1 protein-coding gene is annotated in these 237 nt (G+C 55.3%); it reads left to right on the top strand.

What is annotated here, in order from left to right; genetic code table 11:
• A partial coding sequence (locus tag SB659_RS20475; RefSeq protein ID WP_410551764.1) for a type II 3-dehydroquinate dehydratase occupies positions 1–237 on the top strand: 237 nt, incomplete at both ends.

Here is a 237-nt window from a genome sequence, read left to right as displayed (position 1 = left end):
AGCCCAGCATTTACGGCTCAACAACGCTCGCCGATATCCGGCAGATGTGCCTCTCCAAGGCAACGAGCCTGGGTTTCGAGGTCGATTTCCGCCAGACCAATTTCGAAGGGGAACTGGTGGAAAGCATCCATCAGGCCCGCAAGGAAGCCTGCGGTATCATTATCAATCCGGCGGCCTATACATTCACCTCGATCACACTTCTCGACGCCTTGAAAACCTTCGATCCGCCGAAGATCG

It is taken from the genome of Arthrobacter sp. SIMBA_036, assembly GCF_046535135.1.
Taxonomy (GTDB): Bacteria; Actinomycetota; Actinomycetes; order Actinomycetales; family Micrococcaceae; genus Arthrobacter.
The sequence above is the reverse complement of the archived record's forward strand: the minus strand, read 5'-3'. Positions and strand labels throughout refer to the sequence as shown.